This window comes from Serratia sp. (in: enterobacteria), from assembly GCF_051654945.1.
GTDB lineage: Bacteria > Pseudomonadota > Gammaproteobacteria > Enterobacterales > Enterobacteriaceae > Chania.
Genome location: NZ_JBOFZA010000072.1, coordinates 584,472 through 600,289, shown reverse-complemented (window position 1 = coordinate 600,289; position 15,818 = coordinate 584,472). Strand labels below are relative to the sequence as shown.

The following is a 15,818-nucleotide window of genomic DNA, read 5'->3' as shown; positions in this document are numbered from 1 at the left end:
GTGCCGGGAGGATGCCCTCCAGGAGTGCGAAATAATGCAGCAACTCAAAATCAGTCGGGACAATGGGTTGATGCCCATGGCAACTTATCTTTAGTACCTAATGAATCTGGATTGCCTCCGCTAAAAGGAAAGTCTGTAGGACATATACAAAATATCCTGATAGATGGTGGCTATACAAGGACTAACCCTGCAAACCCTAAGAACCAAAGATGGGTACATCCTGATGGATCAGAAGTTCAGATCCATGCCTATGGGAATACAAACACAACCCCTTACAAAGCAGGCAACAATGCTCATGTACATAAATCTTTAGGTAGACATGGTAATCCAGGTACAGTTGAATTAGCCGATAATGGTTCGACTAGTGTTAGCACCCATTCATCTGAAGCGCACATTGGAATTAAGAATCCATCAGATTTCCCCGCGGTATCGGGAAGAGCTCATGGTCGACAAGAGGATTAAAATAATGTCAGCTGAGTTTAGAATACATTTCGAAAACAAAAATTGGCTCATTACCAATATTGATGAAGTAAAAATGATGATTACTTCGCTAAGGACATTTGTTGATGCAAAGTCAGACGGTGAGTATTGGTTGCTAGGTTTGGAAAGTAAGGATCAGGCGAAGCATTGGGGTTATGATGTTAGACTTTTTATTGAGCCGGAATCAATATTCTTAGAGATTAGCTCCCATCCAAAAAGCATTGAGGATGACCTAATGGGGTTATTTTCATCTATAAGGGAGAGGGTGAGCATTCTTATACTAGACGAGGATGGTGAGCTATCAAATTGGTAACTAAATCTCATTAAATTGATGGCCCTACATGTAAGTAGATGTCTTTTTAGCTGATGGTTAACGTGGGGCCATTATCAATGAAACTTTGGTCGAGATTATCTTTCGAGAGGACTGGAAAAGTCGGGATATCCAGGTGCGGTGTCTTGTACGCAAGGAAGTTCTGTGTCAAGCGTCAGCTTTTCAACCGGAAAACCGTTTTATCTTTGACGTATTAGTGATTTTGATGTTGCCATTTCACAACCTGATTTGTATAAAAAGGCAGAGTCATTAGGAATTGGTAAAGGAGGTAGAGGTGGACCTATTGATATGGCTAAGGAATTAGGTATTGATGATACACTCCAGAAACTTTCTAGAATGTCAGGTAATAGGCCAGTAAATGTTATGATATTTTCATCCCCTGAAAACATCAAGCTCAAAGGGAAAGGAATTAGAATGCCTGGCAAACATGGTGGATAACGAATGAAAAAGTCATATTATTTGAAATACGGAAGTGATAAAACAAAAGAAGAACTAAAGGAACTACTTGAAAAGAAATGGGATATCACATGTGCAGAGCATGATAGTTCCTATTTTGGAGTTTACTTTAATTACTCTGGTCTCTATGCAGATAAATTAACCATTACCGACAATTACATTGCGAGTTCTCAAGAATGGTTATATGAAGACAATAAGGAATTTATGTCATTGATAAATATATCAATTTTCAATGGGGAAAACACTGAAAAACTGAGTCGATATAAATTCATTAAGAATTTTTTTGTTCAATTAAATGTAAGCTCTGTTATTAGTGATAAATGTGTAGAGGAAGGTTGATAATTAAAATTCCGGAAAGAGTATTTATATAACCTTCCGGGTTTTATTGTTATATCCCAAGAGTGACAGAACTAGGTTTGTGTTTTATAAAAAACCAATGAGGCTGTCAGATATAATACTGGAAAACTAATGCACAGGTTGAATAGAGTAAATGGATAAATTTCTTACAAAAGACGAACTTCCAGAATGGTTTGAATACCCTTTTGAATTCAATAGGATAGTGGAGCAAGGGTTGCTAGATTTTGACCCATGGATAATACTTCAGGGAGAAAGACTGAGATCACGTTATGATGGAATAAAATCTAGATATCCATCAAGGCAACTAGTTCCATTCGCGAGGCGTGAGGATAATGATGACATCGCATACTGGGATAAAGATAAACCAGGACGAGTAATAATCATTCATGATTTCGCTAACGAAGGGTATGAGAATGTTATTGAATTTAGTGGGTTTTGGGATTGGCTTCGCATTGCATTAGAGGCTACCATTGAATATGATGGAGAGTGAATGACCAGTCGCGAAATTTGGATGACGAATTCTGTCGTTATAATATAAAAAAGTTATGATGGTATCCATATGTGTTCAGTTTTTAGCTGGGGGAAAACCGTCCCCGGGCGTATGTTAAAGTTACTCTAGGTTAGGCGAATCCGTCATGCATTCACAGATAAGCTTCGCCGGCACTGTAGCCGTTAACCACACACCATTATCAGCTTGGTAGAATTTAAAGCCATTTTGTTGCATGGCCAATGCATTAATTGTTAATACAACAGGTTTACCATGCCGCTGGCTAACCGCTATTGCTGTAGTTATATCAGAGGATAGATGTACATACTGACGAGAGCCTGCGATCAAGCTATCTTGATGAATTTAGTTGATAAAACGTGTTGCTGTGCTATGGTAAAGATACTGTGGTGCCTGATACTTAATATCCACTTTCGGTGAGGAGTGTCCCTGTACAGCACGGATATTACAGCCATCGCCAGAAATAGAGAAACGCTTCTTTTCGCTGTTCTCTGCAACTAATTTTATTAACTGTAAGTTAAGTATTCTACCTTTTTAGGTCGCACAGGTAATAAGCGAGTCTTACCCACCCCTCACTGTCCAGAATTAAACCGATAGACTCTGGTTGATGACGTAATACATAACTTAAAAACTTACTTACATCTTGACTTTGACTACTCATTTCACATTCCTGATTGTTAATATCAGTTTATACTCACGATACTTCAAGTTGCATGTGATACGTAACACGATGCGCTCACTGAGACAGGCTGACCAGCTCCCAGATGATTAGTACACCCGATGTTAGTAATGTCTTTATAAGCCACATGAGGACATCCCCATGAGCAAGCGTTTTTCCGACCAACAGATCATCAGTATTCTCCGCGCAGCGGAAAGCGGGGTTTCTGCCCGTGAACTCTGCCGTAAGCACGCCATCTCCGACGCACGTTTTACACCTGGCGTAAGAAGTATGGCGGGATGGATGTGCGTGGACTACTTCACGAAAGAGTGGCGACGGTGGCCGTTGTCTTTGAGGTTTCAGGCACTCAGGTCACGCGGATTCTGGACAGCATTGCACTGTTTCTCGGCTATCCGGCTACGATAAGAACTGACCAGGGCTGGAGGCTTGGGGTTTTTCGTTTTGGGCGCCTAAATATTAACATTCGTTATACCCGCCATGAGTTACGATAAAAGTATCAATGCCTACGTCTTTTATCTCATCCTGTTGATACCAAATCCAATCCCCCGACCCGGTAAGAAATCCTTTTTGGCAATACCGCAATGCTTTGTATCAGGCAGGCTGGCACTTTGTCGTTTATCTAGGCGATATCAGAACAAAACAGCCCCCGGACCAGGACTCAAGCATAAATAGCCCAGCCAACGCTTTCCTGGCTCGAGTCTATAATTGTCAGGTTGTCGCTTGAGCGAACGCTGACAATCTGCGTTGCTCTATTAGGGAACGGAATATTTCGCAACCTGAGTTAACCACGGCCCGAGCCTTCTGGCGGGGAAGATAGACATAATAGTCGAGGTTTAAGATGGAAGAAAAAACGGAAAAAACGACTCTTCAGCGTGATGCCTTTTTGGATGAGAGAACCTTCAAGTCGCGCACTATCCTGCTGTTTGGGCAAATCAACGACACGGTGGCCTACAATGTCGTCAAGCAACTGGTAGCGCTGTCCGATGAGTCTTCCGCGCCGATTAATTTCCTGATTTGTTCACCTGGCGGCCATGTAGAGTCGGGTGACGTGATCCACGATGTCATCCGCTTTATTAGTGCTCCGGTCAATATGATTGGCAGCGGTTGGGTAGGGAGCGCTGCGGTTAATGTGTTTTTATCGGTGCCCAAAGAACGTCGCTTCTGCCTGACCAATACGCGCTTTCTGATCCATCAGCCGAGTGGCGGCATCGGCGGCCAGGCTACCGATGTAGCGCTGCAGGCAAAAGAAATTATTCGTATCCGGGAGAGGATTGCTAATTTGATCGCCAAGGAAACCGGACAGAAACTGGAAAAAGTCTTGAACGATATCGATCGCGACTTTTGGATGCCGGTGGCTGAAGCGATCGACTATGGTCTGGTATCAAAAGTCATTGTCAGCGAGAAAGAAATCACTTAATCACCAGGTATTAATCCGCCGCAGCGTCAAATCCCCATACCACCCGCAGGCCATTTTCGGACATAACCCACCAACCCCGTTGCTTGGCAGCGGGGTATGTCACAAGGCTGTGCATCGAACAACGAGAGGCAAAAAGTGACGGTTTGTGACCCGAATCACTGGCAAGTGTAAGCGTAGCGAGCGATTTCTTTCGATTCTGCATGTTAAGCATATGATAACAGAACGTTAATGCATAGATGGCGGTAAAACACTGTGCTAGGATGGCTAAGCAGCACATCGGTCACCGCCTCTAACCTGAAAGGACATAGCTATGCATTTGAATAATAAAAATATTGTTGTAGCCCTTGCCGCCGCCTTGTTTGCCGTAAGCAGTTACGCCGCTGCGCCTAAATCGGTAGCGATCCTCTCTATCGTTGACCACCCGGCACTGGATGCTACCCGTGATGGGGTGATTGATGAACTCAAGGCTGCGGGTTACGACAAGGATAAGATCAAGATCCAGTTTCAAAGCGCGCAGGGAAATACGGCCACGGCTGGGCAGATCGCACGTAAATTTATCGGTGATAAACCCGATGCGATAGTGGCGATTTCAACGCCTGCGGCCCAGTCGGTGGTGGCGGCGACCAAGACCATCCCGGTGGTGTTTACTACGGTAACCGATCCGGTGGCGGCCAAACTGGTTGGCAGTTGGCAGCCGAGCGGGACTAACGTGACCGGCGTTTCGGACAGCGTTGCCATCGGCCCGCAGGTCGATCTGATCTTGAAGGTTAAGCCGGATGCCAAACGCGTGGGCATGGTCTTCAGCCCAGGTGAGATCAACTCGACGGTGGTGGTCAAGGAACTGAAAGACGAATTAACCAAACGCGGCATGACGCTGGTTGAGGTTCCTGCCGCACGCACCATCGACGTTGCTCCGGCGGCGAAGAGCCTGGTGGGTAAAGTCGATGTGATCTACACCAATACCGATAACAACGTGATCTCCACCTACGAATCACTGGTTGGCATTGCCAATCAGGCTAAAATCCCGTTAATCGCCGGTGACAACAGCGTGGCCAAACGCGGTGCGGCAGCGGCGTTGGGGATGAGCTATTACGACTTGGGCCGCCAGACCGGTAAAATTGTCGTTCGCCTGTTGGACGGGGAAAAGCCTGGCACTATCGCACCTGAAGTCGGCAGCAAGCTCAGCCTGAGCGTGAACCCTGCCGCTGCTCAGAAGCAGGGCGTGACTCTGCCAGCAGATCTGGTGCAGTCGGCACAGGAAGTCATTAAGTAACGATCTGCGTTGGATCATGGTTTGTCCCGGGTGTAAATGGCCCACCGAACGCGGTGGGCCAGAATGTTTATGAGGTCCGCATGTCGTTAATTTCCCTGATGGGAGCTTTGGAGATTGGCCTGATCTTTGCGCTGGTCGCGTTGGGCGTGTTGATCTCCTTTCGCTTACTCAATTTTCCCGATCTGACGGCCGACGGCAGCTTCCCTTTAGGGGGCGCGGTTGCCGCGGTGATGATTGTCAGCGGTTATAATCCCTGGCTAGCCTGTTTGCTGGCGGCTATCGCCGGTGCCGGTGCGGGGTGTTTAACGGCCTGGCTGCATGTGCGGCTCGGCATTTTGCAACTGTTAGCCAGCATTCTGGTGATGATTGCCCTGTATTCCATCAATCTACGCATTATGGGCGCACCCAACCTGGCCCTGATCGGCTTACCCAGTGTTTTCACTCCTTTCATCAGTCAGATTGAGGACAACGCCTGGCTGATCCAGCCGCTATTACTGCTGGTGGTGGTGGTCGTCGTCAAACTGGCGCTCGACGCATTTCTGACATCCGAGGTGGGGCTGGCGTTGCGGGCAACCGGCGCGAATCCGCGCATGGCCAGAGCACAGGGAATTGCGACCAGTCGGTTGACGGTGATCGGCATGGCAGTGTCCAACGCGCTGATTGCGCTGGCGGGGGCGCTGTATGTACAGACGCAAGGGGGCGCGGATATCTCAATGGGGATCGGTACTATCGTCGTCGGACTGGCGGCGGTGATTATCGGTGAAACGCTGTTGCCTGCCCGTAGTCTGTATCTGATCACCCTGGCGACCCTGTTAGGGGCATTGCTGTATCGCCTGATGATTGCTTTGGCCCTGAACGCAGACTTCATTGGCCTGCAAGCGCAGGATTTGAATCTGATCACCGCGCTGCTGGTCACGCTGGCGCTGATCCTGCCGAAGTTAAAACAAAAACTGAAAAACAGGCGGAGGAGGCAGCCATCATGATGCGCGCCGAGCAGTTGTTTAAAACCTTCAATCCCGGCACTCCGCTGGAGAATCCGGTATTACGTGGCTTATCGCTCGATATTGAAGCCGGGCAGTTTGTTACGGTTATCGGCAGCAATGGGGCAGGGAAGTCTACGCTGCTCAATGCGGTCAGCGGTGATATTACCCCCGATCGCGGCCGGCTGTTTATTGGTGAGCAGGACGTGACCCTGATGCCCGCCTGGCGGCGTGCCGGTATGGTCGCCCGGGTTTTTCAGGATCCGCTGGCAGGCACCTGTGAGGGGCTAAGCATTGAAGAGAATCTGGCCCTGGCGCTCCAACGCGGTCAAACCCGGGGATTTCAGCGCGCCGTCAAGAGCAAACAGCGGCAGCTGTTCCGCGACAAGTTGGCCACGTTGGAACTGGGGCTGGAAAATCGTTTAGGGGATCATATGGGCCTGCTTTCTGGCGGGCAGCGTCAGGCGGTCAGCCTGCTGATGGCATCGTTACAGCCTTCTCGTCTGTTGTTACTGGATGAACATACCGCCGCGCTCGATCCTAAAACAGCGGCCTTTGTCTTGGCGCTGACCGACCGTATTGTCGCCGAGCAGCAATTGACCGTGCTGATGGTCACGCACTCCATGCGTCAGGCTCTGGATCACGGTCATCGTACCGTGATGCTGCATCAGGGCCGGGTGGTGCTGGATGTGGTTGGTGAACAACGGGCGAATATGCAGGTCACCGACCTGCTGGCGATGTTTGAAAAAACACGCGGCGAAAAGCTGGATGATGATGGACTACTGTTGAGCTGAGACTCACAACGGGGGCCAGCCGAATTGCTGAATAAAACAGCAAAAACAACGGTTTTGGCATAACCTGAGAGCAATTGGTTATTTGCCTGGGTTGTTCGTCCGTGCTGAGATCGATGCCTGATAAAAAATCAAACAAGGCTATGACCATGTCAACAGGGAAAACGCTGCTCGCGCTGGTGCTGAGCACACTCTTACCGGCAGGCGCTGCTATGGCGGCGGCCAACGATACACTGATTTACTGCTCCGAGGCGTCACCAGAGTCGTTCAACCCACAGATTGCCAGCTCTGGCCCAACGTTTGTGGCCAGCTCGCAGGTGCTATACAACCGTTTAATCAACTTCGATCCGGTAAAGAACACGCCAACGCCTTCATTGGCCACCGAATGGAAAATCTCCCCGGATGGTAAAACCTACACCTTTACCCTGCGTCAGGGCGTGAAATTCAACAGCAATAAAAACTTCAAGCCGACCCGTGATTTCAATGCCGATGATGTGGTGTTCTCGGTGTTACGCCAGAAAGATGCCAACCACCCCTATCACAAGGTTTCGCAGGGTAATTACGAATATTTTCACGATGTAGGTCTGGATACGCTGATCAAGGAAGTGAAAAAGCTGGATGATTACCATGTGCAGTTTGTGCTGAACGAACCGAACGCCGCGTTTCTGGCCGACTGGGGGATGGACTTTGCTTCGATTCTTTCTGCCGAATATGCCGATGAGATGCTGAAAAAAGGCACCCCAGAATACGTAGACACCTGGCCAATCGGCACGGGCCCTTACGTATTACAGCAATATAAGGTTGATTCGCTGATCCGCTATGTGGCCAACCCCCATTACTGGGATGGTGAGGTGCCCACCAAGCATCTGATCTTCTCCATTACGCCGAACGTGCAGACGCGTCTGGCGAAGCTCCAGACCAACGAGTGCCAGATTATCCCGGCTCCGGCACCGGTACAGTTTGATGAAATCAACAAAAACAAAGATCTGACCCTGCATAAGGTGGACGCATTAAACGTCGGCTATCTGGCGTTTAACACCGAGAAAAAACCGCTGGATAACGTGCTGGTACGCCAGGCGCTAAACTATGCCACCGACAAAAAGGCCATTGTGAACGCGGTATTTTTAGGTTCTGCCACGATAGCCAAATCGCCGTTGCCACCAAATATGCTGGGTTTTGATAAAGATCTGCAGGATTACGGCTACGATCCACAAAAAGCCAAGGCGCTGCTGAAACAGGCCGGGCTGGAAAAAGGCTTTGAGATCACCCTGTGGTCGATGCCGGTTCAGCGCCCGTATAATCCGAACTCCAAGCGTATTGCGGAAATGCTGCAAAGCGACTGGGAAAAGGTCGGCGTGAAGGCGAAGATCGTCTCTTACGAGTGGGGGGAGTATCTCGCCGGGATGCGTAAGGGCGAGCATGACACCGCGCTGTTTGGCTGGATGTCCGATAATGGCGATCCGGATAACTTTGCCGAAGTGCTGCTGGGGTGTAACAGCATCAAAACCGGCTCCAATGCCGCACGTTGGTGCGATAAAACCTATGATGGGCTGGTGCAACAAGCCAGGCTGACCAGCGTCCCAGCCGAACGTGCAAAACTGTACGGCCAGGCGCAGGAGATCTTCTATCAGCAGGCACCGTGGATTGCGCTGGCGAATGGCAAAACCTTTTATGCCACGCGCAGCAACGTCAGTGGTTATAGCGTCAGTTTGATGGGTAGCGATTTCTCCAAAGCCAAACTGAATTGACCTTAGGCCAACACGCTTGGGCGCAGTTCATTCAAGGCTGCGCCCTTGCAACGCCACGAGACGGTTGAGGTTATTTAGGCCGCCGGGCAACGCGGTAGCCCGCCAGCACTGCGGCCAGCACCAAAAACAGATGCCCCTCGGCGGAGTCCAGCAGGAACGAGTTGAACAGGTGGCAAGCCATGTAGCTGCCGATCACGGCAACCAGCAGGCTTCGGCAGGCTACCGGCTGACGCCATGCCGTTTGGAAACAACACCACATCCATCCCAGAAATAGCGCCAATCCCAGCAGACCGTTCTGTACCGTTGTTAGCAGATACTCATTATGCGGGTTATGCACGCCGTAACCGGTCTGCGCATTACCATACCAGAAGCTTCCGGCCCCGTTCCCCAGCAACGGAGCCTGTTGTATCAGGCGCAACGACTCGCGGGCAAAGGCGGTGCGTTGCCCCATCGAGTTATCGCAAGCCTGATAGGCCAAGTCTGCCGGGGCTAACACGCAGTGGCGCACTTCGGCAAGGCCAAGCGCCAGGCGTTCCGTCGCTCTATTCGGTATAAACATCAGCATAATGGCCAGCAGCAAGCCACCGGCAAGTACGCTAACCCGCTGCCAGCGCGGCAACGTCAACAGCAACCAAAGCCCCACGCCGACCAATAGCGCCACATAACCGGTACGCCCCTGTACCATCAACAGTATGTTCGCCGTTGCCAGCAGAGCCAACGCTACATAGCTCCAACGCCGCACGCCTGATTGCGCATAAGCACGGGCTAGCCATAGCAGTGCGGCAAACGCCATAAACACGTTCTGGGTTATTTGCAGTTTGAAGACCGTTGGATTCAGCGGATTGAGACCACTCAGCGTCACATTCCCGATGCCTGACGTCACGCTGATTGCCAGTATCAGCGCGTTGGCAAGCAGAAAACCGCTGATAAAGCGGGCAATAAGTCGAGAATCAGCGAGAAAGAACAGAGCCAGGGGCAATACATACAGCAGTTTTTGATATTTGCCGACCATCTTCGGGCCGTACTCGTGGTGCTCAGTCAGCAACGAGATAGCTAGCAGTGCAAACATCAACGCAGGCAACCACACCAGCGGCTGCCTGAGCAAAGGCATCACCTGACGAAAATCACGTTGCGACAGTAGGCATATCGCTGCCAACACCAGCGAGGCATTCATCAGCGCATTGGAAGTTGGAAGGGACACGCCTAGCAAAAACGCCGTGAAGCCAAACAGTCGCAAGCGGGTAGGGGTAGACAGGTTGGTTGATGACATGGGATGGCTCATAGCAGGGTTAATTACATACGGTGTCAGCCACCGCGTGAGAGGCCGAGATTTGCAGGCGATTAAGCTGACGGTTGATGGCCCGGATAACATCACCGCTGGGAATGGCGTCCAGATAACGTTCCGGGGTGGCGGTATCCACCGCGTCGGTCTTCGGTAATGGGCGATAGTCGCCCGCCCATAACAGGGTGTGCGGAGCCTGCCAGGGCGACCACTGTTGCAGATTACTGGGTCCGAACAGTACGACGGAAGGCGTTTGCAAGGCGGCAGCCATATGCATCGGCACCGAATCCACGCCGATAAACAACTTTGCCCGATCGATCAGTACGGCCAGTTCCGGCAGATCCAACCGCCCGGCCAAATTGACCACCCGTTGCGGCAGGGAGCAGCGGGCCATTATGTCGGCTATCATGGCGGCTTCGTCGGCAGAGCGCCCGCCGGTTAACACCACGGTTTCTCCGGTGGCGGTAAGGTAGTCGATAACCTGAGTGAACCCCGCCGTCGACCAGGTCTTGAAGGCCCAGCGCGCGGTCGGTTGGATCAGCACGAAGTCTGTCAGGTGATGGCACTGGGTGAGGCGGTCAATCTCATCAATATCGCACTGGCGGTAAGCCTGAGTCACCTTGGTAATCAAGGTCGGTAAGGCCAACGGGGCCAGAATGGCGAGATTATTGAGCACGGTGTGTTGCTGGTCATGCCCATCTACCGGCACCAGCAATGAATGGCAAGCCCGCCACAGCCGATTGTTACGTTTGGGGTAAGCAAACCCCAGGCTGAAGGTCGGCTTGAGAAAGCGGCAATACAGCGCCGCTCGCCACTGGTCGGACAGATTAATCACCAGATCGTAGTGCCCGGTGCGCAGGCTGTTCCATAGGGCTTGTTCACCGCGATACTGTGCCTTGCAGCCTTGTCGTTTCAGGCTGCGATCGACGGTATAGGCCAGATAGACATCCCGATTACCCGCCAGCATCGCCTCTGTGCCTTGATACACCAGCACGTCAATCAGGGCGTTGGGGTAATTGGCGTGCAGTGTACTGAGCAAGGGGGTAGTCAGTAAAACGTCACCAAAGTGACGCAGCTTGATAACCAGGATGCGCTGCACCCTTTCGCGGTGCAGTAGTCCGTTGGGCAAGCGGCGGTCAGGTAACATGGCCTTGCTAGCACTCATCGCGAAAGTCATATTTTGCTGATATATCCCAGAGAACGATAAAAGGCGATCTTATAGGTGCTGGAAAGACAAAGATAATTGGTTGTACAGATCAATAAGATCAGACCGATCGTTGAAAACGATCAATCCTTTACAAAGGAAAGGGGTATCAGGCGGACTTGTTCACCACGGAAAATATGGTTGTTAGGAATTTTAGTATAGCTGTCGTTGCCGGAAGTGGGGATAAAAAGCGGATGGTGAGAGAGGCGTGGAAAGCCGAACCTCATCCTTGAGGTTCGACCTTACTGATTAACCCGCAGCGGCCTCGCGCAGGCGCTGTTTGATCTTGCTGTACTCCTGCTGGACATAGTGCTCTGCCTGCTGTTGATCCTTAATCGGCTCAAGTTGCACGGCACAGTATTTATATTCCGGCGTTTTGGTGATTGGGCTGAGGTTCTCTGCCACCAGCTCGTTACAGGCACCGATCCACCATTGGTAGGTCATGTAGATCGCACCCCGGTTAGGGCGTTCGCTGACGTTGGCACGGGTAATCACCTTGCCCTGACGGGAGCGTACCCAAACCAATGCCTGATCCTCGATCCCCAACCGTGCCGCATCTACCGAGTTAACCTGCACATAGCCCGGCTCATCGGCCAGCGCGACCAGCGCCTTACAGTTGCCGGTCATTGAACGGCAGGAATAATGGCCCACCTCACGCACCGTCGATAGCACGAACGGGTATTCATCGCTGAGCTGATCGATCGGTGGCGCCCATTCACAGGTAAAGAACTCCGCTTTGCCTCCGGGCCGAGAGAACTCACCGCCCTCATACAGATAAGCGGTCCCCGGGTGATCCAACGTTGGGCATGGCCACTGAATGTAGGCCAGATCCGCCATCTTCTCGTAGGTCGCACCGTAGTAGATTGGGCACAGCTCGCGCAGTTCGTCCCAGATTTCCTGCGTATTGTTGTAGTGCATCGGGTAGCCCATGGCCGTCGACATCAGGCTGATAATCTGCCAGTCCGTCTTCACATCGCCCACCGGCTCCACCGCTTTATAGAAACGTTGGAAGCCACGGTCTGCTGCGGTATACACCCCTTCGTGCTCGCCCCATGAGGTTGCCGGGAAAATCACGTCGGCAATCGCGGCGGTTTTGGTCATGAAGATGTCCTGCACGATCAGCAGATCCAGTTTCTCAAAGGTTCTGCGGATGGTCGCCAGGTCTGGCTCTGTCTGTAACGGATCCTCCCCCATGATGTAGTGCGCTTTGAGTTTGCCATGGTCGATATTGTGCGGCACTTCGCTCAAGGCATAGCCGATCTCCGCCGGCATGGCGTCGATCCCCCAGGCGCTGGCAAACCTCTCCCGCGCCCCGGCATCCGTTACCTGGAAATAGCCGGGCAGGGTGTTAGGCAATGCGCCCATGTCACAGGCACCCTGAACGTTATTCTGCCCGCGCACCGGGTTCACCCCGACGTTCGGTTTGCCCAGGTTACCGGTCAACATCGCCAGGCTGGTCAGCGCACGCACGGTTTCCACGCCCTGGTAGAACTGGGTGACACCCATGCCCCACAGGATGGTGGCCGTTGGCGCAGTGGCATACATCCGTGCCGTTTCACGGATTTGCTGGGCGGTGAGGCCCGTGGTTTTCTCAACCGATTCCGGTGGGTAGCCCGCCACTATGGCGCGATACTCCTCGAACTGTTCGGTATGATGTTCAACAAACGGCTGATCGTACAGGTTCTCCTCAATGATCACATGGGCGAGCGCATTGATCAGCGCGATGTTGGAACCGTTTTTCAACGGCAAATGGATATCTGCAATACGCGCCGTTTCGATATAGCGTGGATCGCAAACAATAACCTTGGCTCCTTTCTCCTTCGCCTTGAGAATGCGGCGGGCGACAATAGGATGCGAGTCCGCGGCGTTATAGCCGAAGACAAAAATACACTGGGTATCCTCAATCTCGCAGATTGAGTTGCTCATGGCGCCGTTACCGACCGATCGCTGCAGACCTGCAACCGAGGGGCCGTGTCAGACGCGTGCGCAACAGTCGATATTGTTGGTACCGACGGTGGCGCGAGCAAATTTTTGCATCACATAGTTGGCTTCGTTACCTGGCCCGCGTGAGGAGCCGGTGGTCATAATCGCATTCGGGCCGTATTGCTCTTTAACGGCCAGCAGGCGAGAACTGGCGAATTCGATTGCCTCTTCCCAGGACACCGACTCCAGCTTGCCGCCACGCACCCGGCGGATCATCGGCGTTTTCAGCCGTGGGGTCAGGATCTTGGTATCATGAACGAAATCCCAGCCGTAATACCCCTTCAGGCACAGCTCGCCCTGATTGGTCACGCCATTAGCGCCTTCGGCCTTAACGATCCTGCCGTTGTCGACTATCAGGTTGATTTTGCAACCTGAAGCGCAATAAGGGCAGACCGTGATGACAGTTTTCATCTCCAGCACTCCTTGTTAAACCTGTTCGACATTGCTCACCTCGCCACCGGATCCCAGTGACGAAAAATTGTTCTCACTCATTTGAAGCATAAAATGTGCCACGCTGACTTGATGTGGATTAATGGCACGTGCGTATTTCGATATTTTCCCCCTCACTCCAACCCTCTCCCCAAAAAGGAGAGGGAGCTGCTTTCGTGCCGTGGTCGGGCACGGTTTCCGAGACTAATCACGAACTCGATCGGTCCCCTCTCCCTTTGGGAGAGGGCTAGGGTAAGGGGCTTAAAGCGGCTCAAAACCCTCCCCCGAGTCCCATTTTGATAATCGTTGATAAATGACGTGCACGGCCTGCGTCACTTTCTCCGTCATCGGGAAATAAAACATCACCACGTCCGGCTGAACGCCGAGAAAAATCACTTCATCAATATCCTCACGTAACTGGTCGATCAGGAAATTGAGCGGCATATTGTGGGTACTCATAAAGAACATCTCGGCAATATCGTCAGGATTGACGATGCGGATCTCGCCGGGTGCCAGTTCCATATCGGTAGCATCGACAATCACCAGCCGCTGCGGCGCAAGCGCACGGATCTGATGCGTTACGTTTTCCGGGGCCGAGCCGCCGTTGACCACGCTCCAACCCTCGATCGGCGCCTCGGTCATCAGCTCGGCCAACAGTGGCCCGGCACCGTCGTCCCCCATCATGCTATTGCCTACGGTGAGGACGACATTCATGGGGTGGTCACCTTTTTCACGATCAGATAGATGGCAGGCTCCCGTTCAATTTCGGCGAGCAGGCTGAGCAACTTGGCACTCCACTCGCTAAAGGGAGCCGGTTGGCTGTCGATCAACGGAGCCAGGGCAGTAGCCAGCAGGCTGGTGTGGGTGGAGTCGATGGTGATTTCGCCAAAGGTCAGCAGACCCCGCATTTTGCGCTGGGCCTCTCCCTCTGGGAACTGCTCAATCCAGGTTTGATATTGCGCTAATGGGCAGCTCAACTCGGTGTTCAGGCAATCAATCACCCCCACGTGATGGCCAATCGCCAGCGAGTAATACATCACCTGCTGCGCCTGGGCGGGCATGTCGTCATCGCTATCAAGAAACTTCTGGCGTAGCGACCAGAAGACCGCCTTGGCTTCATTTTGCATGGGTATGCTCCCGCTGTAAGCAGTCCGCCAGACAACCGACAATCTCGCGCAGGCGCGGATCGTTGTCCTGTTTCAGCCATTCTTCCATGCGCAGCAAGACCGAATCCGCGCTGGCTCCGGCTAGCAGAGATAAAAAGCGATCGCTGATGGCTCGCCCTTGGTGATAACCCGCTAAGCGGCGCGCTTCTCGTTCAATCAATACGCGGGTAGACGAAGGAATGGTGGGTAACGTTAAGGCGGCGTGTTCACCGGCCTGCTCAATATGGTTCTCACCCTTGAGCTTTTGTTCCAGCAGGCCCAGCGCCACGGCAAAACCATAAATGGTGGCGGCAGGCGTCGGCGGGCAACCGGGTATCCACACGTCAATCGGCACGATAGATTCACTGCCGCCCCAGACGCAGTACAGATCGTGGAAAATCCCGCCGCCACAGCCACAGGCACCGTAGGAGATACAGATTTTCGGATCGGGAGCCGATTCGTAGGCTCTGAGCGCGGGGACGCGCATGGCACGGGTGACCGCACCGGTAAACAACAAAATATCGGCATGGCGTGGGGAGGGCACCACCTTGATACCAAAACGCTCGGCATCAAAGACCGGCGTGATGGCGGAGAAGATCTCGATCTCACAGCCGTTGCAGCCGCCGCAGTCCACGCGATACACGTAGGCCGAGCGTTTGATATCCTTCAGCAGTTTGCTCTTGAGCTTGGCGGTTTGTTCATCAATGGCGATCGGCGTCGTGCGGTGATGATTGATGTTGCTATCAGGCATCGTCATA

16 protein-coding genes and 2 pseudogenes are annotated in these 15,818 nt (G+C 52.1%); 11 read left to right on the top strand and 7 right to left on the bottom strand.

Going from position 1 to position 15,818, the window contains the following annotated elements; translation table 11 throughout:
• Positions 1–24: 24 nt before the first annotated feature.
• The 5 genes from ACRDCA_RS13350 to ACRDCA_RS13330 all read left to right on the top strand — a co-directional run bounded on the left by ACRDCA_RS13350 (position 25) and on the right by ACRDCA_RS13330 (position 2,114).
• On the top strand, positions 25–462 hold the full coding sequence (locus ACRDCA_RS13350) for a hypothetical protein (protein WP_438689945.1): 438 nt from the start codon (positions 25–27) through the stop codon (positions 460–462).
• Between the two features lie 4 nt (positions 463–466).
• Entirely contained in the window at positions 467–793 is a 327-nt protein-coding gene (locus tag ACRDCA_RS13345) for a hypothetical protein (RefSeq protein ID WP_438689944.1), read from the top strand.
• A gap of 306 nt (positions 794–1,099) precedes the next feature.
• On the top strand, positions 1,100–1,249 hold the full coding sequence (locus tag ACRDCA_RS13340; protein ID WP_438689943.1) for a hypothetical protein: 150 nt from the start codon (positions 1,100–1,102) through the stop codon (positions 1,247–1,249).
• Between the two features lie 3 nt (positions 1,250–1,252).
• Positions 1,253–1,606 carry a hypothetical protein gene (locus ACRDCA_RS13335; RefSeq protein ID WP_438689942.1) on the top strand — a complete coding sequence of 118 codons (354 nt, stop codon included), beginning with the start codon at positions 1,253–1,255 and terminating at the stop codon, positions 1,604–1,606.
• Positions 1,607–1,757: 151 nt separating this feature from the next.
• Positions 1,758–2,114 carry a hypothetical protein gene (locus ACRDCA_RS13330; RefSeq protein WP_438689941.1) on the top strand — a complete coding sequence of 119 codons (357 nt, stop codon included), beginning with the start codon at positions 1,758–1,760 and terminating at the stop codon, positions 2,112–2,114.
• A 120-nt stretch (positions 2,115–2,234) separates the two neighbouring features.
• On the opposite strand, the pseudogene ACRDCA_RS13325 reads toward ACRDCA_RS13330, so the two are convergent.
• Positions 2,235–2,790, bottom strand: a pseudogene (locus ACRDCA_RS13325) (RNA 2'-phosphotransferase).
• 159 nt (positions 2,791–2,949) lie between these two features.
• On the opposite strand from ACRDCA_RS13325, the pseudogene tnpA reads away from it, so the two are divergent.
• From tnpA to ACRDCA_RS13295, 6 genes and pseudogenes are all read left to right on the top strand, one after another.
• Positions 2,950–3,095, top strand: a pseudogene (tnpA, locus tag ACRDCA_RS13320) (IS66 family insertion sequence element accessory protein TnpA); the annotation flags it as partial.
• Positions 3,096–3,646: 551 nt separating this feature from the next.
• Positions 3,647–4,225: an ATP-dependent Clp protease proteolytic subunit gene (locus tag ACRDCA_RS13315; RefSeq protein ID WP_438689940.1), complete on the top strand. Its 579-nt coding sequence runs from the start codon at positions 3,647–3,649 to the stop codon at positions 4,223–4,225.
• Positions 4,226–4,535: 310 nt separating this feature from the next.
• Positions 4,536–5,498, top strand: a complete 963-nt coding sequence (locus ACRDCA_RS13310; protein WP_438689939.1) for an ABC transporter substrate-binding protein — start codon at positions 4,536–4,538, stop codon at positions 5,496–5,498.
• Between the two features lie 80 nt (positions 5,499–5,578).
• Positions 5,579–6,481 (top strand): ABC transporter permease, encoded by a 903-nt coding sequence (locus ACRDCA_RS13305; protein ID WP_438689938.1) that lies wholly within the window; start codon positions 5,579–5,581, stop codon positions 6,479–6,481.
• A complete protein-coding gene (locus ACRDCA_RS13300) occupies positions 6,478–7,272 on the top strand; it encodes an ABC transporter ATP-binding protein (RefSeq protein ID WP_438689937.1) in 795 nt (264 codons plus the stop codon). Before ACRDCA_RS13305 ends, ACRDCA_RS13300 begins: the two co-directional genes overlap by 4 nt.
• Before the next feature lie 146 nt (positions 7,273–7,418).
• Positions 7,419–9,017, top strand: coding sequence for an ABC transporter substrate-binding protein (locus tag ACRDCA_RS13295; RefSeq protein WP_438689936.1), 1,599 nt, complete (start codon positions 7,419–7,421; stop codon positions 9,015–9,017).
• A 70-nt stretch (positions 9,018–9,087) separates the two neighbouring features.
• On the opposite strand, the gene ACRDCA_RS13290 is transcribed toward ACRDCA_RS13295, so the two are convergent.
• The 6 genes from ACRDCA_RS13290 to ACRDCA_RS13265 form a co-directional block, all read right to left on the bottom strand.
• A complete protein-coding gene (locus ACRDCA_RS13290) occupies positions 9,088–10,287 on the bottom strand; it encodes an O-antigen ligase family protein (protein WP_438689935.1) in 1,200 nt (399 codons plus the stop codon).
• A gap of 19 nt (positions 10,288–10,306) precedes the next feature.
• Positions 10,307–11,464, bottom strand: coding sequence for a putative lipopolysaccharide heptosyltransferase III (gene rfaQ, locus ACRDCA_RS13285; RefSeq protein ID WP_438689934.1), 1,158 nt, complete (start codon positions 11,462–11,464; stop codon positions 10,307–10,309).
• Between the two features lie 288 nt (positions 11,465–11,752).
• Positions 11,753–13,897, bottom strand: coding sequence for a formate dehydrogenase subunit alpha (fdhF, locus tag ACRDCA_RS13280; protein ID WP_438689933.1), 2,145 nt, complete (start codon positions 13,895–13,897; stop codon positions 11,753–11,755).
• Between the two features lie 279 nt (positions 13,898–14,176).
• Positions 14,177–14,629, bottom strand: a complete 453-nt coding sequence (gene hycI / locus ACRDCA_RS13275) for a hydrogenase maturation peptidase HycI (protein ID WP_438689932.1) — start codon at positions 14,627–14,629, stop codon at positions 14,177–14,179.
• On the bottom strand, positions 14,626–15,042 hold the full coding sequence (locus ACRDCA_RS13270; protein WP_438689931.1) for a formate hydrogenlyase maturation HycH family protein: 417 nt from the start codon (positions 15,040–15,042) through the stop codon (positions 14,626–14,628). Before ACRDCA_RS13270 ends, hycI begins: the two co-directional genes overlap by 4 nt.
• The gene (locus ACRDCA_RS13265) at positions 15,032–15,817 is read right to left on the bottom strand and encodes an NADH-quinone oxidoreductase subunit B family protein (RefSeq protein ID WP_438689930.1); all 786 of its coding nucleotides are present in this window, start codon (positions 15,815–15,817) and stop codon (positions 15,032–15,034) included. Before ACRDCA_RS13265 ends, ACRDCA_RS13270 begins: the two co-directional genes overlap by 11 nt.
• Between the last annotated feature and the right edge of the window lies 1 nt (position 15,818).